Origin of the sequence: Caloranaerobacter longqiensis, from assembly GCF_050286925.1 — a bacterium.
Lineage (GTDB): Bacteria > Bacillota > Clostridia > Tissierellales > Thermohalobacteraceae > Caloranaerobacter.
This window is the reverse complement of the sequence record NZ_JBFWFX010000007.1, coordinates 79,064-102,937: the sequence shown is the minus strand read 5'-3', so window position 1 is coordinate 102,937 and position 23,874 is coordinate 79,064. Positions and strand designations below refer to the sequence as shown.

General features: G+C 28.5%; 26 protein-coding genes. All 26 read right to left on the bottom strand.

What is annotated here, in order from left to right:
- Nucleotides 1-8 precede the first annotated feature (8 nt).
- The 26 genes from AB4Y15_RS07930 to rpsU all read right to left on the bottom strand — a co-directional run bounded on the left by AB4Y15_RS07930 (nucleotide 9) and on the right by rpsU (nucleotide 23,820).
- Entirely contained in the window at nucleotides 9-488 is a 480-nt protein-coding gene (locus AB4Y15_RS07930) for a DUF4342 domain-containing protein (RefSeq protein WP_427339560.1), read from the bottom strand.
- A gap of 15 nt (nucleotides 489-503) precedes the next feature.
- The gene (recO, locus tag AB4Y15_RS07925; protein ID WP_427339559.1) at nucleotides 504-1,250 is read right to left on the bottom strand and encodes a DNA repair protein RecO; all 747 of its coding nucleotides are present in this window, start codon (nucleotides 1,248-1,250) and stop codon (nucleotides 504-506) included.
- 9 nt (nucleotides 1,251-1,259) lie between these two features.
- Nucleotides 1,260-1,397: a YqzL family protein gene (locus AB4Y15_RS07920; RefSeq protein ID WP_427339558.1), complete on the bottom strand. Its 138-nt coding sequence runs from the start codon at nucleotides 1,395-1,397 to the stop codon at nucleotides 1,260-1,262.
- Between the two features lie 129 nt (nucleotides 1,398-1,526).
- Nucleotides 1,527-2,414 (bottom strand): GTPase Era, encoded by an 888-nt coding sequence (era, locus tag AB4Y15_RS07915; protein ID WP_427339557.1) that lies wholly within the window; start codon nucleotides 2,412-2,414, stop codon nucleotides 1,527-1,529.
- A gap of 1 nt (nucleotide 2,415) precedes the next feature.
- Nucleotides 2,416-2,826: a cytidine deaminase gene (locus AB4Y15_RS07910; protein ID WP_427339556.1), complete on the bottom strand. Its 411-nt coding sequence runs from the start codon at nucleotides 2,824-2,826 to the stop codon at nucleotides 2,416-2,418.
- An 11-nt stretch (nucleotides 2,827-2,837) separates the two neighbouring features.
- On the bottom strand, nucleotides 2,838-3,947 hold the full coding sequence (locus AB4Y15_RS07905; protein WP_427339555.1) for a DUF3048 domain-containing protein: 1,110 nt from the start codon (nucleotides 3,945-3,947) through the stop codon (nucleotides 2,838-2,840).
- Between the two features lie 19 nt (nucleotides 3,948-3,966).
- Entirely contained in the window at nucleotides 3,967-4,557 is a 591-nt protein-coding gene (locus AB4Y15_RS07900; RefSeq protein ID WP_427339554.1) for a DUF502 domain-containing protein, read from the bottom strand.
- A gap of 46 nt (nucleotides 4,558-4,603) precedes the next feature.
- Entirely contained in the window at nucleotides 4,604-5,302 is a 699-nt protein-coding gene (locus AB4Y15_RS07895) for a diacylglycerol kinase (RefSeq protein ID WP_427339553.1), read from the bottom strand.
- A gap of 15 nt (nucleotides 5,303-5,317) precedes the next feature.
- Nucleotides 5,318-5,782, bottom strand: a complete 465-nt coding sequence (gene ybeY / locus AB4Y15_RS07890; protein WP_427339552.1) for an rRNA maturation RNase YbeY — start codon at nucleotides 5,780-5,782, stop codon at nucleotides 5,318-5,320.
- On the bottom strand, nucleotides 5,766-7,883 hold the full coding sequence (locus tag AB4Y15_RS07885; RefSeq protein ID WP_427339550.1) for an HD family phosphohydrolase: 2,118 nt from the start codon (nucleotides 7,881-7,883) through the stop codon (nucleotides 5,766-5,768). Before AB4Y15_RS07885 ends, ybeY begins: the two co-directional genes overlap by 17 nt.
- A gap of 23 nt (nucleotides 7,884-7,906) precedes the next feature.
- Nucleotides 7,907-8,830: a PhoH family protein gene (locus AB4Y15_RS07880; RefSeq protein ID WP_427339608.1), complete on the bottom strand. Its 924-nt coding sequence runs from the start codon at nucleotides 8,828-8,830 to the stop codon at nucleotides 7,907-7,909.
- An 86-nt stretch (nucleotides 8,831-8,916) separates the two neighbouring features.
- Nucleotides 8,917-10,101, bottom strand: a complete 1,185-nt coding sequence (gene yqfD, locus AB4Y15_RS07875) for a sporulation protein YqfD (protein ID WP_427339549.1) — start codon at nucleotides 10,099-10,101, stop codon at nucleotides 8,917-8,919.
- A 12-nt stretch (nucleotides 10,102-10,113) separates the two neighbouring features.
- Nucleotides 10,114-10,392: a sporulation protein YqfC gene (yqfC, locus tag AB4Y15_RS07870; protein ID WP_427339548.1), complete on the bottom strand. Its 279-nt coding sequence runs from the start codon at nucleotides 10,390-10,392 to the stop codon at nucleotides 10,114-10,116.
- A gap of 117 nt (nucleotides 10,393-10,509) precedes the next feature.
- Nucleotides 10,510-10,932 (bottom strand): hypothetical protein, encoded by a 423-nt coding sequence (locus AB4Y15_RS07865; RefSeq protein WP_427339547.1) that lies wholly within the window; start codon nucleotides 10,930-10,932, stop codon nucleotides 10,510-10,512.
- Between the two features lie 20 nt (nucleotides 10,933-10,952).
- Entirely contained in the window at nucleotides 10,953-11,948 is a 996-nt protein-coding gene (gene floA, locus AB4Y15_RS07860) for a flotillin-like protein FloA (protein WP_427339546.1), read from the bottom strand.
- Nucleotides 11,949-11,969: 21 nt separating this feature from the next.
- Nucleotides 11,970-13,256 (bottom strand): NfeD family protein, encoded by a 1,287-nt coding sequence (locus AB4Y15_RS07855; RefSeq protein ID WP_427339545.1) that lies wholly within the window; start codon nucleotides 13,254-13,256, stop codon nucleotides 11,970-11,972.
- A gap of 91 nt (nucleotides 13,257-13,347) precedes the next feature.
- Complete coding sequence (locus AB4Y15_RS07850) at nucleotides 13,348-14,400, bottom strand: ABC transporter permease (RefSeq protein WP_427339544.1); 1,053 nt, start codon at nucleotides 14,398-14,400, stop codon at nucleotides 13,348-13,350.
- Complete coding sequence (locus AB4Y15_RS07845) at nucleotides 14,391-15,686, bottom strand: efflux RND transporter periplasmic adaptor subunit (protein ID WP_427339543.1); 1,296 nt, start codon at nucleotides 15,684-15,686, stop codon at nucleotides 14,391-14,393. Before AB4Y15_RS07845 ends, AB4Y15_RS07850 begins: the two co-directional genes overlap by 10 nt.
- The gene (locus AB4Y15_RS07840) at nucleotides 15,686-16,501 is read right to left on the bottom strand and encodes a carbohydrate ABC transporter permease (RefSeq protein ID WP_427339542.1); all 816 of its coding nucleotides are present in this window, start codon (nucleotides 16,499-16,501) and stop codon (nucleotides 15,686-15,688) included. Before AB4Y15_RS07840 ends, AB4Y15_RS07845 begins: the two co-directional genes overlap by 1 nt.
- Nucleotides 16,502-16,503: 2 nt before the next feature.
- Nucleotides 16,504-17,328: a carbohydrate ABC transporter permease gene (locus tag AB4Y15_RS07835; protein WP_427339541.1), complete on the bottom strand. Its 825-nt coding sequence runs from the start codon at nucleotides 17,326-17,328 to the stop codon at nucleotides 16,504-16,506.
- Between the two features lie 194 nt (nucleotides 17,329-17,522).
- A complete protein-coding gene (locus AB4Y15_RS07830; protein ID WP_427339539.1) occupies nucleotides 17,523-18,878 on the bottom strand; it encodes an extracellular solute-binding protein in 1,356 nt (451 codons plus the stop codon).
- A 517-nt stretch (nucleotides 18,879-19,395) separates the two neighbouring features.
- Entirely contained in the window at nucleotides 19,396-20,718 is a 1,323-nt protein-coding gene (locus AB4Y15_RS07825) for a hypothetical protein (protein ID WP_427339538.1), read from the bottom strand.
- A 30-nt stretch (nucleotides 20,719-20,748) separates the two neighbouring features.
- Entirely contained in the window at nucleotides 20,749-21,600 is an 852-nt protein-coding gene (locus tag AB4Y15_RS07820) for a patatin-like phospholipase family protein (protein ID WP_427339537.1), read from the bottom strand.
- A gap of 42 nt (nucleotides 21,601-21,642) precedes the next feature.
- Nucleotides 21,643-22,959 carry an ABC transporter substrate-binding protein gene (locus AB4Y15_RS07815; RefSeq protein ID WP_427339536.1) on the bottom strand — a complete coding sequence of 439 codons (1,317 nt, stop codon included), beginning with the start codon at nucleotides 22,957-22,959 and terminating at the stop codon, nucleotides 21,643-21,645.
- Between the two features lie 223 nt (nucleotides 22,960-23,182).
- Nucleotides 23,183-23,626: a GatB/YqeY domain-containing protein gene (locus tag AB4Y15_RS07810; RefSeq protein ID WP_427339534.1), complete on the bottom strand. Its 444-nt coding sequence runs from the start codon at nucleotides 23,624-23,626 to the stop codon at nucleotides 23,183-23,185.
- Nucleotides 23,627-23,637: 11 nt separating this feature from the next.
- Complete coding sequence (gene rpsU / locus AB4Y15_RS07805; protein WP_035161487.1) at nucleotides 23,638-23,820, bottom strand: 30S ribosomal protein S21; 183 nt, start codon at nucleotides 23,818-23,820, stop codon at nucleotides 23,638-23,640.
- Between the last annotated feature and the right edge of the window lie 54 nt (nucleotides 23,821-23,874).

The window sequence follows — 23,874 nt, the reverse complement described above, 5'->3', positions numbered from 1 at the left end:
TGTCAATATTATTCTTGTGTATTATCTTCAGCACCAGATTCTTCTTTTTGATCTCTTCTTGCAACTTTTTTTACATTCTCAAGAGTTTTCTCTGCTAAATCATTTATCTTCACTACTTCTCCATTTTCCTTTACTATCTCTATAGTACACTTTGATAAAAATGCAGCTGTTAATCCAAAAATAGTTGCAGGCGGAGCTAATAAAGCGCCAATAGCTCCTGCTGTAACAGGAATATTCATTATTGTTTCTCCATCTTTTTTGAGTAGTATCTTAGTTACATTACCTTTCCTTATTGATTCTCTTATCTTTTCTAATATTTCATCACCTATATTACCAATGTTTTGCGGCCATGATTTTCGATTTTCTTCTATATATATTAGAGCTTCTACAACATCTCCATTGCATTTTTCTAATATCTCTTTAGCCTCTTTATAACTAACTCCTGTCCTCTCTCTAAGTAAATCAATTTTTTCTAATGTTATTTCCATAAAACCATCCCTCCATTATTCTTCAATAGAATTCAAAAAATCAAGAGATTTGAAACTCTTTCTATCAATATATTCCTTTAAATAATTTATTATAATTTCTTTTAGTTTAATCATAGTATCGTTATCTATTACCATTTTATCTAACTTATCAAGCTCAGTATACATAAGAAACTCCATAGCTTTTAAAACGTCCTTACTTATAATATACCCTTCATAATCTTTTTGTTTACACTTTTCGCAAAGAATACCACCATTTTTTATACTAAATATAGCATTATCATTAGGTTTATTATTGCACAAAACACAAGTTTTCAAATTTGGTTTATATCCAATAAAACTTATATATTTTAATTCAAAAGCACGAGCTAACTTTGAATAATTATCTTTTGAGTTTTCTAAAACCCTTAATGTTTTAATAAGTAAATCAAATAAAATGGGAATTGGATATTCTTCAATTGTCGCACAATCTACAAGTTCAAGAAAGTATGTTGCATACGCTAATTTATATATATCTTCCCTCAATGAGTAAAATGTATCTATTATTTCACCACTATTTATATGATAAAAATTCTTACCTTTATACAAAATAAACCTGCTATAGCTAAAAACTTGAGAACAAGATATTAAAGGACTTCTTTGCCTTCTCGCACTTTTAGCTATAGCCTGAATCTTGCCATTTTCCCTTGTATATATTGTAAGTATTTTATCCCACTCATGGTATTTAATTTCACGTAAAACTATTCCCTCAACACTTAATAGCATTATACACCTCTATATAACAGTTCTAATTTCCTCGTTACATTTATTTTTCTTTTGCTTTAAATCAATTTCCTCACATTCTTTACAATAAATAAAAGCATTTATGTTACCTGTAGCCTGAAAAACCCTCCACATTTCGTTTCTTAACATTTTATGCCCCTCCCCAATGTTCTCTATGTGTAATATTGTGGTTAATATAATGTATTTTATTCTTTGAAAATTATAGTATTGAAGGAAAAATAGAAACAAAACGTGGCTTTAAAAAGTGGCTTTTCAGAACTACTTGTAACCAAGCTGCCTCAAAAGATTTTCTTTTTCTCTCCAGTCTTTCTTTACTTTAACCCATATGTCAAGATAAACCTTACTACCTAACAATCTTTCAATATCAATTCGAGCCTCTTTACCTATTGTTTTTAATTTTTTCCCACCCTTACCAATTATTATACCTTTATGAGACTCTTTTTCGCAATATATTGTAGCATTTACATCTACAATATCTTTATCTTCTCTTTTTCTTATTAAATCAATTTCTACAGCAATCCCATGTGGAACTTCTTGTTCTAGATTATGAAGTGCTTTTTCTCTGATGATTTCAGCAATAATTAATCTTTCAGGTTGATCAGTGATCATATCATCTGGGAAGTACTTAGGTCCCTCAGGTAAATATTCCTTAATAATTTCAAGAAACTTACCTATACCAACACCATTTAGTGCTGAAATAGGAATTATCTCTTCAAAAATACCTATACTCTTATAATTTTCAACTATAATATCTATATCACTACTCTTTATTTTATCAATTTTATTTATTAATAATATTTTTGGTGTTTTTACATTCTTTATTTGCTCTAAAATATATTTATCCCCAGGTCCAATTTTCAAACTATTATCGACCATTAAAACTACAACATCTACTTCATTAAGTGTATCTTTAGCTACCTTTACCATGTACTCCCCTAATTTATTTTTAGGTTTATGAATACCAGGTGTATCTAAAAATATTACTTGATAATCATCTCCTGTATAAACGCATTGTATTTTGTTTCTAGTCGTTTGAGGTTTATTTGAAATAATACTTACTTTTTCTCCTACAATACAATTTAATAAAGTTGATTTACCGACATTAGGTCTTCCAATTACTGATACAAAACCTGATTTATAACCCATATTATTCCCTCCCAGTTTCAACATTTAAATCTTCAGGACCAAAGCTGTGAGGAAATAGCTCTTCTAAATCATATTCTTTATAATCATCTTCAGATTTTGCAACAATAATTTTTATATTTTTACCAAATTCCCTTATAACTTGTCTGCATACACCACAAGGATAAGTATACGTTTTAGAATCTCCAACTATTGCTATTGCTACAAACTCTCTATCTCCTTCAGATACAGCTTTAAATATAGCAGTTCTTTCTGCACAATTAGTTGGAGTATATGAAGCAGATTCTATGTTGCAACCTGTATAAATTTTTCCATCTTTCGTCAATAACGCTGCTCCTACATGAAAATTTGAATATGGTGCATAAGATTTTTCTTTTGCTTCTAACGCTTTTTTTATAAGTTGTCTTTTGTCCATAAGTTTACCTCCTATTCAATAGTTACTTTAGTATTAGGTTTAACTACTTGAATCCAAGTATTACCTGGATTTAATTTTATTCTATTACCTGATAAGTCGAAATATAAAGTCTTACTTCCCCTAGTTTTTTTCTCCCAAACTATATCTATAGCTTTTCCATTAGTAATATAAATACCCTTACCTTTGCCTACAAGCTCAATAGCAAGTCTACCATAACTATCTATTACTTTAGTCTTTGCTCTTTGTATAATTATGTTCTTAGCTGTTACAATACTTTTATCTAATTCATCTATATGAAGCTTACCATCTTTATATCTTTTATATACTCTATTTTCTTCATCATAAACATATTTAGTAGTATTATTTTTGAAATATTCTATTTTAACAGTATTAGCTTGAATGCCATCTAAATCAGTATCTTCTTTATTAAATTCAAATGCTTCGAAATTACCTTTAAGTCTATATTTACGTTCTTTTTGTGTTTTTCTAATAACTTCCATACTTGTATATAAGTCATGTGGCTTTCTTTTACCTGTCTTATTATATCTCCAGAAAACTTTTTTAGAACTAGTCAAAGCATCTATATCTGCTATCTTTAATTTCTTTACATCTGCTTTTGCAGCTTCACTTCCCCCACACCTTACATATACAGGGTCGTATTCTAACAATGTAGTTATAAAATAAGGTCTCGCACTTCTGACAGGACCTATAAGCTCTGGTTCATTTATTAAAAACAAAGCCATATATCTAGTGTAATTACCTTCTACCAAAAACTCATAAACTATCTCAGCTTGACTTATACCTGACTGCCATCTAGCTCCTGGATGATTATCATACATTACCGCTACAGGTCTTCTTAAAACTTTTTCTTTTAGAGCATAAATGCCACTCAATGGTGATTGTATTAAATCATCTGCTTTATTAGTATTATTATCATCCTCATCATTTATTATATTTTCTTCATTTTCTTTAGTATCTTCTTGTATTTTTTTATCTTCATTATTATTTTCTTCTTTAGCTATAGTAGGTTTTGGATCAGTTGCATTTTTTTGAGTACATCCAAATAGCGAACTTATCAATACAACTATTACTATTAAAAATAAACCAATTCTCTTGTGCATTTTAATTCCTCCTCAATATTTACCTCGTTTCTGGAGTTACTAGCCCACCAGATACAATTAGCTTTATAGCTTCCTCTACATCCATATCTAAATAAATAACTTTATTTTTAGGAACTATAATAAACATACCTGAAGTTGGATTTGGTGTAGTTGGTATAAATAAACTTATACATTCAGTTTTTGTCTTTTCAGATATTTCTTTTGGCGCTTCTGATGTTATAAATCCTACAGTATATACTCCTTCTTTAGGATATTCAACTAAAACAGCTTTTTTAAAAGCCTCATTTTTCTTTAAAAACAATGTATCTACAATTTGTTTAATTGAAATATAAATAGTTTTAACTAATGGAATTTTTATAATAATTTTCTCTGTAAAGTGCAATATTCTCTTACCAAAATAATTTCTTGCTATAACTCCTATTACAAAAATAATAGTAAAAGTTAATATAACTCCAACACCAGGAACTTCAATACCTAATAGCCCTTTAAGAGGTAGATTAAAAAGATTATCAATAAAACTAAAAAACAAATACATTATGTAAAGACTTCCAGCTATAGGTAATATTACTAGAAATCCTGTTATGAATATGTTTCTAATCCCTCTTAACATTTTACATCCTCTTTCTAATATTTATTTCTCAATTAACTTACTATTATTAACCAATAAACTGAAACACTAATACTGTCAAAAGTACTCCTAATAAAGCACCAAAAAATACCTGAAAAGTCGAATGAATCCCCCCTTCTATTCTACTTTGCCCTACTAAAAACGCTATAAAAAAACTCAATGTTGCAACTAAAGTATTCCCTCCAATAAAAGTTATTGCTGTTGCTGTAGCAAATGCAACAGCAGCATGTCCACTAATTAAACCTCCTTTAAAAGGTGTACCCGTATTTGTTAATGTTTTTACATATATCGTAATTATAAGAACTAGAAAAATACTTATAAAAGTTAAATGCACGGGTGAATTTTTAATCTTTATAATAATTAAACTCGTATAAGGATTAACTCTATCAAATAATAATAAATATGCTACAACTAGTGAATTTATTGCTGAAATCAATACTGCACCTGCTGCAACATTTTTTGCGATCTCTGCTAAAGGGTGATACTCATCAGTAATCAAATCTATTGTTTTTTCAATAGATGTATTAATCATCTCGGCAATTATTACCAGGGAAATAGCAAATATCAACAGTAATAATTCCATCCTAGAAAAGTTTAAAAAAAGACTAAGGAACAATACTAAAAAAGCAGCAATAAAATGTATTTTCATGTTCCTTTGAGTCTTTAATGTATAAATTATTCCAGAAACCGCATAATTAAAACTATCTATCAACCTTCTAACTTTCATTATCAACACCAACCACTAATTGTTTTCAGTTTTAAAAATCTTTAAGCGTTTCATTACTTCTTTTTCCTTCTGTCTCATTACTAATTTTTCTTCTTCTGTTTCGTGATCATATCCCATAAGATGGAACATACTATGAGCTGTTAAATATGCAACTTCTCTCTTGAAAGAATGACCAAATTCGATTGATTGCTGCAAAGCTTTTTCAGCTGAAATAACAATATCTCCCAAAATAGGTGTATAATCCTGGTCTATTTCTTCATCTTTCATCGGAAAAGATAGTACATCTGTAGGACTATCTTTTCCTCTATATTCTCTATTTAATTTTCTTATTTCTTCATTATCAACAAATGAAACGCTAACTTCATAATTATTACTCAACCCCTCTAATTTGAGACATTCAAGAATAACGTTTTTTACAGCATCTTTAACATCTTCTTCAATAATCACTTTGTTTTGTCTATCATCAATTAGTAGCTCCATCAAGTTTTCCTCCTTTAAGTTCCTTCAAATCAAGTTTAGGATACTCAATTCTTTCATGGAATATTCCCAAAAGTATATTTAAAAATGAATTTGCAATAGTATCTAAATCCTTCAAAGTTAAATCACACTCATCTAATTGCCCATCATTTAGTTTATTCTTGATTATCTCTCTCACTAAACCTTCTATCTTACCTTTTGTTGGCTCCTTCATAGACCTTACAGCAGCTTCTACAGAATCAGCTAACATAATAATCGCTGCTTCCTTTGTTTGTGGTTTAGGCCCTTCATATCTAAAACATTCTTCCTGAACATGATCTGAATTTTCACTATTTAAAGCTTTATGATAAAAATATGCAACAAGAGTATCTCCATGATGTTGTTTAATAATGTCTATTATTACTGAAGGTAATTTAAACTTTCTTGCCATTTCGGCTCCATCTTTTACATGGTTAGTTATTATTAAAGTACTTAAACTTGGATTAATTTTGTCATGAGGATTTTCAGAATTCAATTGATTTTCTTTAAAGAAGTAAGGTCGCTTTAGTTTACCTACATCATGGAAATATGCACCTGCTCTAGCCACTAACGGGCTAGCTCCCACAGCTTCAGCAGCTGCTTCGCTTAAGTTTCCAACTATTATACTATGATGATAAGTTCCTGGTGCTTCTAATAACAGTCTTTTTAATAATGGGTGATTTGGATTACAAAGCTCTAATAATTTCAATGGCGTTACAATTCCAAATACACTTTCCCATAACGGAAGCGACCCTATAGTTAAAATAGCACTAAATATTCCGTTAAGAACCCCATACATAACTTTATTCAATAACAAAATAACCTCTGTATCTATTATCAAGCCAAATGCAAGTATAGTCAATAAGTTAGTCGCACTAACTATCAAACCTGTCAAAAATATATTGTGCCTTTGGTATGAATTTATTACTCCAACAGCTCCGACAGAACCCCCTATAAGAGACATTACGATAATATTTACATCATTACCTGTAACTATACCTATCATTATGGTTAATACACAGTTAATTAATATAGCTAACTTAGGATTTACAAGTATAGAAATCAGCATAGTAGCTGCTGAAATAGGTACTAAATATCCTGAAATACCATATATGCTCTTAGAAATTATTATTGTAGTCAGTATAATAATTGACAATATTACTAAGAATTTTGTACTCTCTAAAATCTCTCTATTAAATAAATACAAATAAGCTACTATAACTAACTCTAATAATACAACTATAAGCAATGCTCCTACAATTAAACTATAATCTGGACCATCATTTTCTTTAAGCAAACCTGTCTTCTTTATTAGTTCTAAAGTCTTTACATCAATTTTTTCACCTTTTCTGATAATAAGCTGTCCTTCTTTTATAATAACAGGTTCTACAGAATTAGCTGCTTCCTGTTGTTTTTGTCTTGTAGTTTCAATATCTAAAAACCTATTAGGTTTAATAGTATTATTTACAATATTTATTCCTAACTCCTTTAGACTATCTGAAAGACTATCTAAACTATTAAAAATCTTTTTTACATTTTCTTTTTCATACTCTAGCTCTTCTTCTTTTATACCTGTTCCCATAATTTGTGCTACTATATCATATATATTACTCTCAAGCATTTTTAACTCTTCATTATCAGCTCTCATAATCGTCAAATAGTCTCTTTCAGATAAATTAATACTTGACTGCTGTTTAAGCAAAGAAATTTTCATATTAATATCTAAATCCTCATAACTTTTCGATCTGTAAACAAGATCAAAAAACTGTTTTATTTCATTTTTTACTTTTACTTGAATTGTCGGATCTATCTTATGTCTCGGTTCAACACTATCTATAGCTTTCTCTTTCAATTGATTTGTAGTTATTTCATCTACTATATCTTTTGTAGCTATTATATCTACTGGAGCAATATCTCCAACACTAACACTAATTTTTTCTGGTGCTATACTATCTATTACTATTAATAAGAGCAATACAGTAAATAGTAAAGCAATAAATATTTGTTTAATAAGCCGGTTTTTAAAAATTTTAAATATAGGGTTGGCAAAAAGTTTGTCCAACCTCTCTTTATTAGCATCCAGCATGGAATTCCCTCCATACATATTAATTATTTCTGTTTCTTTCTATTTTCAAATCTATCATATGCCTCTATAATCCTTTGAACTAATTGATGTCTAACAACGTCTTGTTTTCCTAAATAAATAAACTCTATACCTTTAATACCTTCCAATATCTGTGATACTTGTTTTAAACCAGAAGGTTTTCCATTAGGTAAATCTATTTGTGTAATATCTCCAGTTATAATCGCCTTTGACCCAAATCCTAGTCTGGTCAAAAACATCTTCATCTGTTCTGGAGTAGTATTTTGTGCTTCATCTAGTATTATAAAAGAAGAATCTAATGTTCTACCTCTCATATAAGCCAATGGTGCTACTTCAATAAGTCCTTTTTCCATATACTTCATATATGTTTCAGCACCTAATATATCAAAAAGTGCATCATATAAAGGTCTTAAATATGGGTCTACTTTGTCTTGCAAATCTCCAGGTAAAAATCCTAATTTTTCTCCTGCTTCAACAGCAGGTCTAGTTAGTATTATTCTATTTACTTCTTTATTTTTAAAAGCAGTTATTGCCATAGCCATAGCCAAATATGTCTTACCTGTACCAGCAGGTCCAATACAAAATACCACATCATTTTCTTTTATAGCATTAATATATCTTTTCTGACCTAAAGTTTTCGGCTTAATACTCTTACCACTTGCTGTAATACATAAAATTTCATCTAAAAGTTCCTTAATCTTATCCTCATTTCCTTCATATATTAACTGTATTGCATATCTTATTCTTTGTTTAGTTAACCTACCTTCACTCTTTATCATTTCTATTAATTTTGCTATCAATTTCTCAGCAATTGAAATATTAGGCTCTTGACCAATAATTCTTATCTCACCCTGTCTAGATACAATATCAACATCAAACTCTTTTTCTATAATTTTAATATTTTCATCAAGATTACCATAAAGCTCCATTATAAAATCGTTATCTTTTACTTCAACTCTTTTTTCAAATATTTCTCTTTCCAATCTTATCCTCCCAACTATTATTGTATTTTTAACTAATGTATTTTCTGTTTCTCACCAATCTCTTCAATTACTTCAATACTGACTCTAGTAATAAGAATATTATCTTCAATAGAATAATTAACGTCTTTTGATATAACTTTTGCACCTTTAGGTAATTCATCCATAAGCATTTGCACACCTTTTACAGATTGCATTTTTTTCAATGCTTCGATATTCTGTTTTACTTTAATAAGCTCGACTTCTTTATACTTATGAACTATAATTTCTAGAGGTAATTCATAACCTAAAATCCTGATTAATTTTTTACTTTTTTTATCTTCAATATAATTTTTATAAGGTATTTCTTTATTATTTAAAAGCAAACTATAATTACCTATTTTAATTTCTCTAACCAAGTAATAATTTCCTGTTTCTTCCTCAATTTTTTTTATAATAGGTTCTTCTAACTCTTTTACATACAATGTTTTCCCTAAAACAGTACCATCAGAATGTACTAATAAAGGATTTTCAAGTTTTTCATCTTCAATTATGCCTGAAATTAAAACTTGACCTTTTTTTACAATGTCACCCTTTTCCACAATATTCTTCCCATTTCTGGCTATAACTTTTACAATAACCGCTTTTTTCTTAGCAACAATATTGCATGGTACATCTTCTTCTATAGCAGGTTGTATAATCTCTCTCTCCTTAACCTCAACTAAAAGTTTTGTACCTATTATCTCCATATTGACAAATGATATATTTTCAATATCCTTTAGTATATTTCTCTTTAATTCAGATATATCTACTTCTGACTTTGAGATTCCTGGCTTAATATCCATTTTTGCTAAATAATCAATTATAAATTTGCTGTCTATATTCTTATTGCCTACTACCTCTATTTCCCAAATAAAAGAAGTTAAGAAAACTATTATACATACTGCTATAGCAAATCCAAATACTAACATCTTTCTGTACTTTAATTTATGGACTAAAAAAGGGAAGCCTTTTTTCTCTATAATGTAGATTCTACAACCAACTCTTCTCACTACTTCCCTCAAAGCCTTAAAACCCTTCAATCCTACTTTTGCTTCTAAAGTTGTATAATCATATCTTACAATATCCCACAAATATATTCCCTTAGCTATGGAAAGATTAATAAATCTCTCCAAAGTAAGTCCTTCAATCTTAATAATAACATATCCACGAAAATAATTCCATATTCTTATAACTAGCATTAACTACACCTCTCAGCTTATAAATTCAACTATTTCAATTTCCCCCGCTACTATAATCTCTTCAGTAACAATAGTCCTGATTGTTAAATCTTTTCCAACAATCCTTAGTATACCAATATTTGTATTAATACGAATTCTTTGTTTACTGTATTCAATAATTCCCTTATGATTCTCTATATATAATTGTAAATTGCCTATCAATGTAATCTTAGGCAAATCTAGAACTATATCTTTTGGTAGTTCTAGTATGTCTGATATAGTCGATTTAATATCATCTACCTTTCTTTTCACCAAGAGCCCTCCTTATATAAAAAAGTTATGCTAGTTATTAAACATGTATTACAAATATTTAGGTGATGGATACTTGGTGCTAAACGAAAAAAATTGCGGGCTATTTGCCCGCAATTTTTATCTTAAACTTTTTGGTTTTGATAATATTTCAGCCATGATTATACCTTTGATTATATCATCTGAATTGAAATCTAACCTAAATACAGATTCATCACTTATTTCATTTTGTTTAATAACATCATCTCTTTTATCTTCTAGTTTTTCTTCAATAACTCTTTCTTCTTTTACATTTTCTTCTATATAAACCTCTTTCTCTTGATTTGTTTCAGAGCTTTCTATATATACAAATTCAACTTGCTCTGTCTCATCATCATCTTCTTCGAAAATAAGTTCATAATCTTGTCTTATCCCTCGATCAGATACAATTCCACTAGAATATTCTCTATTTTTCTTTCTTTTATCTTTATTAAATGCATTGCTAAATATAATTGGTAACAATATTGCAATAATAGTCTTCAATATATCCCAAAACTTATCCATATTAACACATCCTCAAATTACTACTTGTTTGTAGGATTATCTTTTTCATCTACTCTGCTTATCTTTGATATAGCATCTCTCATGTTTGTATCTGCTAAAATATTTTTCATATTATAATAATCCATTACACCAAGTTTCCCTTCTCTCAAGGCCTTAGCCAATGCCAATGGAACCTCAGCTTCTGCCTCAACCACTTTAGCTCTCATAGCCTGCACTTCAGCTTTCATTTCCTGCTCTCTAGCAACAGCCATAGCTCTTCTTTCTTCTGCTTTTGCCTGAGCTATCCTCTTATCGGCTTCGGCTTGATCTGTTTGAAGTTTAGCACCTATATTTCTACCAACATCAACATCAGCTATATCTATTGACAATATTTCAAATGCCGTACCTGCATCGAGTCCTTTTTCCAGTACAGTCTGAGATATTTTATCAGGATTCTCAAGTACTTCTTTATGACTATTAGCACTACCTACAGTAGTAACTATACCCTCTCCTACTCTTGCTATAATAGTTTCTTCACCAGCACCACCAACTAATCGTTCTATATTTGCTCTAACTGTAACTCTAGCTTTAACCATAACTTCTATACCATCTTTTGCAACTGCTGAAACTTTTGGTGTCTCAATCACTTTAGGATTAACACTAACCTGTACAGCTTCCAAAACATTTCTACCTGCTAAATCTATTGCCGCTGCTCTTTCAAATTCTAGTGGAATATTAGCTCTTTGTGCCGCAATTAGAGCATCAACAACGCTATTTACATCTCCACCTGCTAAATAATGGGCCTCTAACTTATCAATCCCCAATTCCAATCCAGCTTTTGTAGCTTTAATCAATGGATTAACAATCCTTGAAGGTATAACCCTTCTAAGTCTCATACCTACAAGTGTAAAAAATCCTATTCTTACTCCTGAAAAATAAGCTGTAATCCAAAGCCCTACAGGTATAAAACTAAATAATATCGTTAAAAATAAAATAGCTACAACAACGATAATAGATATTGAAACAAAACTTGTCATTAAAAATGCCCTCCTTTAAAATTATATTTTTCTCACAACAACTCTTGGTCCTTCGACTTTAATCACCTTAACTTTAGCTCCCTTTTCTATAAAAGCACCTTCAGAAACAGCATCAATTCTGTTTCCTTCTATGTCTACAATTCCTGCTGGTCTAAGTAAAGATATGGCTATTCCTTCTTTACCTACATATTCTGTCTTAGAATCAACACCTATGTAACCTTTTTCGTTGTTCTGCTTTGTTCTCAATACTATCTTGTCTAAATAAGGACTTCTTTGCCCATACTTCACCAAGAGTACAGTAATCAAAACTGTCAATATAATAGCTACGCCTAATGAAACCATCGCACTTTCTATAGAACCAGAAGTCAATACTATACTTATGACGATACAAATTATTCCACCTATTCCTGGTACACCAAACCCAGGTACAACTGCTTCTATTAATAATAAAACTATACCTGCTAAAAATATTATAACTGCACCCAATCCAGAGTTGCCTGCTATAATATTTCCTCCAAAGTATAATGAAAATGAAATTAAACTCAATGTTCCTCCTGCACCAAAACCCGGTGTAAACATCTCAATAACAAAACCTAAAAATCCAAGTGAAATAAGCAGTACGCCTACATATGGATTAGTTAGATATTTAGCTATATTTGTTCTTAAGTCAGTATTTATCTTTACAACTTTATTGTAACTGATATTAAAATAGTTCAACATATCATCATAATTATTAGATACATAATCAGCAAACCCCAATTGCTTAGCTTCTTTATAGTTTAGATTTAATAACTCTCCTTTTTTTACTATTCCTTTTATTTCAATATCTTTATCAGCCATAGCAGCTACTAGTTCTTTATCTCTTCCTCTCTGCTCCGCAACAGCTTTTAAAGTGCTTACCCACATTGACATAATTTTTTCTGTATTTGGTCTTGTTTCAGCAGAACCTATAGTAGAACCTTCCGCCATAACTATTTTCTCTCCAGCTATAGTAATAAGAACTCCAGCAGACTCTGCTTTATTATTTACAAACGAGATAGTTGGTATATCAATGTTCATAATCACATCCTTAATATCTATAGCATTATCTATAAAACCGCCATATGTATCTATTTCAAATATTATAGCAGCAGGTCGGTATTTAGAAACTTCTTCAACCTTTGTTTTCACAAACTGGTAAGTAGCTTTATTTATAGCTCCCTTTATTGGTATTACATATACATCATTCCCTTCATCAGAATATACTGAAATTGAACTTAACACTAAAACTAGTAAGACAAAAAAAGTTGCTATATTTTTTATTTTCAATTTTTCACCTCCCTTAGTTTAAATTATAACATAATAGACAACTATTAGTATATTTTATATATATACCCTAAAATTCAACTTTCAAAATAAGTTAAAAAGATTTACCTTGATTTGATTTTTTTAATGCTGTATTCAACAATATTCCCATAATTATTAATAGGAAGATTGTATTGATTATTATTACATCTACCATTATTGCACTATAACCATTATTAAGATGTAATATAAAATTATTATATTTATATTTAAAAACACCTAAAATACTGTATAAAGAAAATATATTGTCAGGAATACTCGAAGAAGAAATAGTTAAATACGGTATTATCTTAAATATCCCTATAGCCATAAAAACAAGTACAATAGAATATACTAAAATTTTTAATATGTCTTTCTTTTCTTCTAACATATATTCATACCATTCTTTAACTCTCCTTTTTTCCATATACCCCTGAAACAAAACGATAATTTCTTTTTTTATACGTCTATATAGTTTCATAATAAAATCAAATAATATATATATTACAACAAAAATTATTATATTTATATAACCATATATTTTCTCCTTATAAACAACAATATCATATACATCTAATCCTAAAACCGAAAGTTGACTAGCTACTTTATTAACTTTTAAATTTAAATAAAATAACTCTTTATCATAAGATATATATCTCACTATTTTTTTCTCCCAATCTAGTCCAAAAAGTTTTTCATCGAATGGTATATATATTACATTACTATTCTTAATAATACCTATTACTTCATATTCATTTTCAAATACTTTCATTTTCTTTCCAATAGCATTTTCTGTTTTAAAATAAAAATCTGCTACCTTATCTCCTATTACTGCAACTCTTCTTTCTGAATCTGTTATGAATTCTCCATGGATAATCGGTATATCAATTATTTGAGTATCCATTCCAGTTGTCATTACAAGATTATGTCGTTTATATCTCATCGAATAGTTTATTGAATATACGTTTAGATAGAGCGTTTTTTTAATTTTTTGGAACTCTTCATTCCTCAAATCTCCTTTAAATCTAAGCTCCACAGCCATAGGATTGTATTTTTCTTTTAAATACATATACGAACTAAAAGATAGTGCTATTATCAAAGCTAATGAAATAACTTTCCTTATTCCCATAAATGTACTTTCACTCCATCCTTAATCTTATATGATAAATTCGTGATTACCATAGGTTTTTCTAATGTTTCAAGACCTCTTACACAAACTTGACTATCTCCGACTACTAACATTACCACATCTATTTTTTTTGCAATATATTCAGTACCCAAAATCCCTTTTTTTTCTTCTACTGCATAAACATAACCTTCTTTTCCTACACCATATCCATCATACGGAATAACAGCAACTTTTGGAATAGTATTTTCTTTCTTATATTTTTTTGATATTTTTCCTCGCAACTTTTGCCCTAACACGGGAACCCCTTTAACTTCATCTTCAAATATGGCTTCGATCTCTATTAACTTATTCTCTGCTACTTCACTTACGTTTACAATCCTTGCAGTTTCAGGAATAAAATTTTTGTTTTCTGTTTCTATTTCAATTTTTACTGCATTTTTAACAAAATAATAATACTTATCAGGTACATAAGCTATAAGTTTTACTGAATTATACCCTTTGACTTTACCAATCTCGACAATTGTAGTATCCTTACCTAGTATTCTATTTACTTGATTTAATCTTAATATAACACCATCAACATCTGAATAGTAAATCCCGTCATCTGCAACTTTAGCGTAAAATTTCTTTCTCTTTTCAATTTCAGATATTTTGTTTTTGATCTGTTTGATATTATTTTCTACCTCTTTAATCTCTAATAAATTCTCTTTTTTCTTTTCTTCAAGCAATATCTTTTTAATTTCTAGATTATTTTCTAATTCCTTAAGACTCTCTTTATTTCGTTCTAATGTTGAATAATTTATTGCTCCTGATTTGTATAACTCTTCCAATTTTGAAATCTCATTTTTTTGAGATAATATTTTATCTTCTAAGATCTCTATATTCTTCTCATCTATAATAAATGAACTATTTTTTAATCTTTCTAATCTAAACTCTTCTTTTTCAAGTAAAAGTTTAAGGTCTTGTATTTGCTCATCCTCTCCTTTAAAACCATATTCATTATTTATTTTAAAAATAGGATCCCCGACTTTTACTTCCTGTCCTACTTTAACAAAATATTCATCTACAATCACATTACCACCAAGTCTTACTTTATAAATTTCTTTTGGTTCTATTGTACCTTCAAGTTCAACACTCTTTTCAATAGAACCCTTTACAGCCGTTACGACTTGAACTTTAGGTAAAAATAAATTAACTATTGATTTTGAAAAAAAACCCATTATAAATATAAGTGTAAAAAAACCTACCACTATATTTTTCGTTGTTTTAAGCACTTTATTTTCCATCACTTCATACCTCCTACTGTTAGACCCTCTTTCAAATAATCTTCACCTTTAATAAATATTAATAGGGCAGGAACAATATAAAGTACTGCACCAGCATAAAACACTTTATAATCACCATAATAGATATTTTCCAAAAATACTGATAACGGCAACTTCGAAGGAGTATCTATAAAAATAATAGCTTGTTCAATCAAGTTCCAATTATCTATAAAAGTAAGAATAACCAACGAAAAAACTGCAGGTTTTATTACAGGTAAAACTACTTTAAATAAAATTTTGCCATATCCTGCTCCATCAATTCTTGCCGCTTCAATTATATCGTTAGGTATACCTCTTACAAACTGTCTTAATAAAAAAACTCCGAATGATGAAAAAATACCTGGTAAAATAATCGCCATATGTGTATCGAGTATTTTTATATTCAAAACCCTATGTATTTTATCTAATACAAGATAATTAGGTACTAAAGTTACTTGAAATGGAAGTAGTACTGCTAAAATATATATTACAAATATCAAATCCCTTCCTGGAAATTCCATCTTCGCAAAAGCAAATGCTGCAAAAATCCCTATCACAATTTGACCAACTATTATAATAACAGTTAGCTTGACAGAATTCATAAAAAATTTAAAATATTCTGCTTTATTAGTTACAATAGAATAATACTGTTGCAAATTAAACTCATCAGGTATAATCTGTATATTTTCAGCATTAATTTGACTTTCCGTCATAAAAGAATTCGTGAATGTATATATTATCGGAAATACGTATAAAAGAGATATTATAAAAATTAACACAAGCAATATTTTTTTCATAATTAACTTTCACCTACTTTTCTTGCATGTTTTCTATCAAAATAGAACAGTAAGAAAGCAAAAACAAATATTACTGTTGCAAATACATAAGCTGCGGATGTTAGTTTCTCATACTGAAGGTCTCTAAATTTGTTGTTCATATAATGCTGTAACATATATATTTTAGGGTTTGGATAGCTGCCTTGTAGTACAAATATATCTTTAAATACTTTAAACGAATTGATTATAGTTACTATTCCAACAAACACTGTCGTAGGTGTAATAAGTGGAATAATGATATGCCATAGCCTCTGAAAGTAATTCGCTCCATCAATCATAGAAGCTTCTATTATTTCTTTTCTTAATTGCGACAGCCCAGCTAGGTATATTATCAGATTATAACCCGTATTTCTCCAAATAAATATTAATATTACTACTATCATCGCATACTCTGTATTTATTAGATTAAATCCTCCAAACCCAAATACTTTTCTGAAAAAACCAGCTACTGTACCTGAAGGTATAGCCATAGGAAGTATAATAAATAATTTTATAAACTTTGGTGCTTTTATTTCATGAATTATTAAAGCTAATATAAAAGAAATAACGATAATGAGTGGTATAGCAATTCCCATAAATAATGCTGTATTCTTTAGTGCTAAATTAAATGCATTACTCTTAAACACATCATTATAGTTCTTAAATGCAACAAAAGTATCATCAAAACCACTTCTGCTTACAGAATATTTCAAACCCCAAATAAAAGGAATAATGTATAATATTGAAAAACCTATTAAACTCGGTAATATAAATAAAAAACCTTTAGATTTTCTTAATTTTTTTAACATACTCCACCTCATATTCTACTTTTAGTTTGAGTTTGAATATTTTAAATTTTGCGAATATGATACGACTACTTTTGTTTTCTAATTTGATAATTTATTCTCATTTTTTCATTATATATTCTATTACTGTTAAAATAATCCTTCTTCCAAAAGTAATTATTACTATTTTTTAATATTTATTACACATTATGTTTTAATCACTCATTTAACCACATATTATATTTATCTTCCAATTTCTGTAGTTCTTTGCTCAACTTTTCATCTGTATAAGGCTTGTCTGCAAATATGAATTTTGTAATTTCTTTTATTAATTCTCCCCTTATAGTTCCATACATCTTACTATATTCATTTGACGGCTTATACTCACCATTCTTTATTCTTGTTAGTATATACTTCCTTAATGCAACTGCTTTTTCATTTACATCGTTAGCTTTTTCTATTTCTTCAATTTTTTCTTCTATTTCTTTATTTACAGGATAAGAATAGTCATACTTTTCTCTAAACATTTCTAGCTGTACTTCATCACTTAATAAACCGTCTATAAATTCTAAACCTAAATCAACATTTTTCCCATTTTTGTTTACGATGAATCCCCATACCCTAAGTTTTTCTGATTCAAAAATCACCTGCGGTAATATAATATAATCATTAATATCCATATCAACACCAATACGAAGAGACTTCATTGCATTTTTATCATAAAATCGTCTTCTTAAATTGTTAGTGTCATTATACCAATATGACTCATTTGCTTCCTTATATTCATCTGATTCTTTCACAAATAGCATTTTATAATAATTTTCAAATGTATAGTTATCTTTCAAAATATATTTACCAGAATGGATTTCATCCCTCAAATTCTTTATGTACTCTATCATTCTAGAGTTATTAATATTAACTTTATTGTTTTTAATATCATATATCTCCAACTCTTCCATTATATTCGACACAAGTTCTTTATATAAAATCCCTGTAAAATTTTTTGGCTCCTGAGTCAACCATTTTTCTCTGATATTAAAATAATCCTCTCTAGTCCAATCTAAACTAGGTTCATCTATTCCTAATTCTTCGAATACCTTTCTATTTAAGGTTATAGGATAATGATACATACCTATTGGTACAAAATAACCATCTATATCTTTAACACAGTCATATATCTTTTCATAATTTTTTAATTTATCTTTTACTTTTAAAGCAATACTTTTTTCAGTTAAAGGTTTATAAAAATCCCATGTTGACACATATATTAACGTAGGTCCATCTTTTAAATATAATTTTGAATTTAACTTTTTCTGATATTTTTCATAATCATTTATATCTATTACATCAAAATTTACCTTTACTCCTTTTTCTTTTTCAAACTTACGTTTATATAAATCTAAAGTATTAAATGCAAATTTAATCTTAGAATAGAAAAAATTATCTATCAATATTGTAATTTCCTTACCTTTATTATCTTGATTGTCGACACTTGTACTATTCTTTACAGTAGTACATCCATTTACCGATAATAATAAGATTAAGCATAAGATTATAGCAATTACTCTTTTCATCTTCATACCCCCACCTCAATAATTTTATATACTTTAATATTCAATTTCACTTTCAATTATTTCAATAGCTTTTTTTAAAACTACATCTTGATTTTCCATAAAATTTCTTTTAACAAGAGTGTTCGGCTCTACTCCATTAAAAACACTGCCCATATAATGAGCTTGGGATAATCTAAATCTATATTTTAGATCCGCTATTGGACTGTCAATACATAATTAAATAATTTGAAAAGTATTCCAGTTTTTCTTCTAGATATGAATATCCTTCTTTAATACTTTTATAAATAAACATAAAGTCTTCAATATATTTTTGGTTAGATTGTTCTATGCTCCACTCCCCTTTTGAAAAGCTTTTTATAGAAACAACATTGTTTTCTAAATATACTAGCCCAACAAAATATAGCAATAACTCCAAAATGTACTGGTTTTTGTAACTTAATTCTCATTGTTAAAATAAATAAAAATATGAAAAAAGCTATAATCGAAATAAGCATCATCTAACAATATTTATGATAAATTATTCATTCAACCACATATTATATTTGTATTCTAATTTCTGCAATTCTCTACTTAACTCTTCATCTGTATAAGGCTTGTCTGCAAAGATAAATTTAAATAAATCTCTATGAAGCATATCATAGAGTTCTTGGTGGTGTATTCTGTCATCATAATTATAAGGTCTTATTTTACTCTTTTTTATTTTTTCTAATATAAATTTTTTCAATTCTACAGCTTTCTTGTTATAATTACAAATTTCATCTATTTTATCTATTTCACTTTCTATTTTTTTATTTACTGGATAAAAACCTCCAAACAATTTACCATTACCATACATAGAAAGCTGTACTTCATCACTTAATAAACCATTAATAAATTCTATCCCTAAATTTGTATTTTTACCATTCCTATTTACTATAAAACCCCAAGTAAAAAAATTGTTATTTTCGTTAATTACTTCTGGAAGTATTATTACATCTCCTTTATCTATCATTTCACTTACTCGTTTTGTTTCAAATGCATTTATTCCTAAATTCCGAACCAAAATTTCTTTATCTACAAGTTGTAAAAATCTTAAAACTCTTCGATATTCTGGTGTATTTATACCTTCTATAAAAATTTTGTAGTAATTTTCATAAGAATAGTCTTTTAAAATGTATTTGCCTGAAAATATTTTTTCTCTTGTATTTTTTATAAATTCTTTAATTTTCAAGTTGTTTATACTAATCTTATTGTTTTCTCCTATTATTTTCAAATTATATAAAGGCTCTTTAATAATCTCGTCATAATCTTTAAAAGTAAAATATCTTGGCTTTTTAGATAACCATTTCTCTTTAATCTTTAAATAATCATCTTTAGTCCAATCAAGACTAGGCTCTTTAACATCAAGCTCATCTAACGTGCTTTTATTTAATATTTTCGCAACATAATACATCCCAATAGGAACATAATAAACTTTTTCTTCTTTTAAACTATCGTATATCTTTTCAAGATTAGTAATTCTATCTGTAACTTCTAATGTCACACCGCTATCTATATAACTCTGATAAAAAAAATACTGGGGTAAATAGATAAGAGTTGGACCATTCTTTAAATACAGCTTTATGTTTAGTTTTTTTATGTAGTCATCTAATGTATCTGCATCTATTATATCGAATTTGACTTTTACACCCTTTGAATTTTCAAATTTGTATTTATAGCTTTCTATGATTGGGTTAATTGGCTCTTGTATTAATATTGTTATTCCTTTCTGTGCATTTGGTTCAAGTTTTGATATAGTTTCGTCTGTACAGCCAACTAAAAATAATAACATAGATAAAATTAAAAATACAATTTTAGGCACAAAAATCTCACCTCATAAACATTAAATTTTCTATTCCTCGCAAATCCAGTTTATCATTTCATCATAGCATCTCTTTGCATCCTCATATCCCATCTCATATAATTCTTTTAGTTTTTTTACATCTCTTTCAATCCTATCTACTTTCATATCTTTAGTTGGTCTAATTACAAAAACTTTCTTTTCTGATTCTAACTTTTCAATATATTCTAATGTATTATTATATACTTTATATCTATTAAGCATTGCATTTATTAACCCAGGATATTCAGAATACATAATCTTTAATAATTTTTTCAACTTAAAAGGTCTCTTTCTATATCCTTTATTTCTAGTCAAAACAATAACGTTCTTCTTATTTCCATCTTCTATTGCCTTTTTTATAGGCAAAGGATCTGCTATTCCTCCATCCAACAAAAATTTTCCACCCATTTCAACTATTGGAGCTACAAATGGTAAACTACTAGAAGCCTTAATAGCTTTAAGTACATCTTCACATTCATCTTTATCAAAATACACAGGTTGTCCAGTTTTGCAATCAGTAGCTACTATAATAAATTTTTCTTTTGCTTTATTAAAAGTTTCAAAATCAAATGGTATAAGTTTATTAGGTATTTCGTCAAATATAAAATCCATACCGAAAAGACTTCTTTTGGTTATTAAATTTTTATAACTAATATATCTATCATCTTGGGCATAATCAAGATTAATTTTTATACTTCTACCTTTTTGCCTTGAAATATAAGACGAGGCATTACATGCCCCTGCAGAAACTCCTATAATATAAGGGAAATATAAATCCTTTTCCATGAAAAAATCTAAAACTCCTGAAGTATAGCAACCTCTCATTCCACCGCCTTCTAATACTAATCCTGCTTGCACCATTTATTTTTCTCCCTTCTTTAACGATTAATTTATCTTTAATTCTTACTCATTTAACCACATATTTAGTTTGTTTTCAAATTTTTCTATTTCTTTGATCATCTCTTCATCTGTATAATCTTTATCTGCAAAAACAAATTTTATTATATTACTAGTTAATTCTGAATCTATAATTAAATACTTATCGTTATAATTATTCAATGATTTATAATCCCCACTTTTTATCTTACTTAATATGTATTTCCTCAAAGCAATAGATTTTTCGTTTACATTATTATCTTTTTCTATTTTTTCGATTTCATCTTCTATATCTTTATTCACAGGATAATCCCGCTTCTTTTTGAATATCTCTAGCTGTACTTCATCGCTCAACAACCCATTTAAAAATTCTAAACCTAAGTCAATATTTTTTCCGTTTCTATTAACAACAAATCCCCATAATACTAATTCATCAAATTTATCAATAACTTGCGGTAAAATAATATGTTCTTTTATATCCATTTCAAGGCTATTCCCGAGGGAATTCAATGCATTCTTAGAGTAAAACTGCCTCCTTATACTATCTGTTTCATCATATAAAGTCATTTTTCTTGCTTTCTTATATTCTTCTGACCTTATTTCATAAAACATTCTATAATAGTTTTCGAATGTATAATTGTCATTTAGAATATACCTACCAGAATGTAGCTCATCCTTCAACTTCTTTATGTATTCTATCATTTTTGATTTATCAATATTAACTCTATTATTTTTTAAATCATATACTTCTAATTCTTCCATAGCGTTTTTAATAAGTTCCTTGAATAAAAATGGTGTAAAATTCTGAGGTTCCTCATTTAACCACTTTTCTCTTATCCTAAAATAATCTTCTCTAGTCCAATCTAATCCAGGCTCCTCTATTCCCAACTTTTTAAAAATCCTTCTGTTTAATATTACAGGATAGTGAGCCATACCTATTGGAATAAAACAACCATTCTCATCCTTAATGCTATCATATATCTTTGCATAGTTTTTTAATTTATCATCTACCTTTAAAGCTATTCCTGTTTTTACTAAATTACCATAAAAAGCCCATGGAGCCACATATATTAGAGTAGGACCGTCTTTTAAATATAATTTAGATTTCATTTTGTTTTCTGTATCTACCACATCAAATTTTACTTTTATTCCCTTTTCTCTCTCAAATTTCTGTTTATATGTATTAAAAGCTGGTGTGTTAAACTTTAAATCGTGATATGAACCACTGTCTACAAGTATTGTTATTTCTTTGTTTTTTGTACTTGAACTATTTTCAGTAGAAGTACATCCAATTAATGATAATACTAACGTTAAACATAAAATTATAGCAATTACTCTTTTCATGCTAATCCTCCATTCTTTCAAGTTATTATAACAAAATCTTCAATTTAAATAAATTGTATTAAGGTAGATTTTGCCTATTATTAATAATTTTAATTCTATTTCTGTCAAATAAATCCTTTTTATTATGTTTTGTATTTTTTAATATTTTTTAATATTTTTATTAACTATTCTTAACTTTTGCCACACAAAAAAACCTGGATACTTAAATATCCAGGTTTATAATCTATTTTAAATATTGTCTAACAATCTTATTAACTAAGCTTCCATCAGCTCTGCCTTTTACCTTAAGCATTACATAAGACATTACTTTTCCCATATCTTTCATAGTACTAGCGCCGATTTCTTCTATAGCAGCTTTAACTATTTCATCAATTTCATCTTCTGAAAGTTGTTTAGGCAGATATTCCATTAATATATCAATTTCTTTTTGGGTAAGTTCTACAAGGTCTTGTCTTCCACCCTTTTCAAAGTCCTTTAAAGCATCCTTCTTTTGCTTCACCTGTTTAGCGATAAGTTCTATAATGTCCTCATCACTTAACTCAACTCTTTCATCCACTTCTCTTTGTTTAATAGCAGCCCTTACCATTGTAATAACATCCTTGCGGACCTTATCCTTGTTTTTCATAGAGGCTTTTAAATCTGCCATTAATCTCTCCTTAAAGGACATTGAATCACCTCTTATCTTCTTTTCTTATTTTTTCTTCTAGCTGCTTCAGCTTTCTTTTTACGTCTTACGCTAGGCTTTTCATAATGCTCTCTCTTTCTTACTTCAGAAAGAACGCCAGCGATAGCACATTGTCTTTTAAATCTTCTAAGAGCACTATCTAGTGATTCGTTCTCTTTAACTCTTACCTGTGTCATCTGCTTCTTCCCTCCCCTCTCCCACTGCTACAGTTCCTAAGTTACAACGCAGTA